The sequence below is a fragment of the Mycobacterium sp. WUMAC-067 genome, assembly GCF_020217485.1.
Classification (GTDB): domain Bacteria; phylum Actinomycetota; class Actinomycetes; order Mycobacteriales; family Mycobacteriaceae; genus Mycobacterium.
The window spans coordinates 1-856 of record NZ_JAEKMI010000162.1 but is presented as its reverse complement, the minus strand read 5'-3'; the positions used below and the strand labels follow the sequence as shown (position 1 = coordinate 856).

The following is an 856-nucleotide window of genomic DNA, read 5'->3' as shown; positions in this document are numbered from 1 at the left end:
CTCGCTTGATTTCAAGGGATGGATGCAACACATCTTCTGAGTGAGGAGTGTTGCGATGGCCAATGGGACGTTGCGGTCGCGGGTTCCGGTGTTTTGGGAATGTGTTCGGCGGGGCCTTGATCCGGGCTCGGCGGGCGTGGCCGTCGGCGTGTCGCAAGGCACGGGTCGGCAGTGGTTCCGTGAGGCTGGCGGGGTGAAACCCCGTTTCAGGACACCGAATATCTGCGGTCCCCGGCCGCGGTTGAGCTTGCAGGAACGCATCGAGATCCAGGCCGGTGTGCATGCCCAGGAATCTTTGCGCTCGATCGGGCGCCGGTTGGGCCGGCCAGCATCGACGATTAAGCGTGAGATCGACAGCAACTGCGAGTTGCGTAACCGCCATACGGGCTGCAAATCGGGGTATCGGCGCAAAGAGGCGTTCGGGGCCCGCCAAAGCGGCAAGACCGCGAGCGTGCGCTATCTGGCCGTGTCGGCGCATGACCGTGCCGCTGATCGGGCGCGGCGCCCCAAGACCCGCAAGCTCGCGATCAATGACAGGCTGCACGCCGAAGTGCAGACTCGGTTAAAACAGTTGCATAGCCCAACTCAGATAGCCGCGCGGCTGCGCCGCGACTTCCCTGATGATCCGGAGATGCGGGTGTCCCACGAGGCCATTTACCAGGCCATTTACGTTCAGGGCCGCGGCTCGTTGCGCCGCGAGCTGCATCGGTGCCTGCGGACCAAACGCGCGGTGCGCCGATCCCAGCACCAGCCCGGGGCCCGCCGCCACGGACGTATCCCCGACATGGTCAATATCAGCCAACGCCCACCCGAGGTCGCCGACCGTGCCGTCCCCGGTCACTGGGAAGGCGACCTG

General features: G+C 65.2%; 1 protein-coding gene. It reads left to right on the top strand.

The genetic code is table 11. The features are described 5' to 3' along the window. Positions 1–247 precede the first annotated feature (247 nt). On the top strand, positions 248–856 hold a 609-nt coding region (locus tag JF781_RS28005), incomplete at its 3' end, for an IS30 family transposase (RefSeq protein ID WP_255642433.1).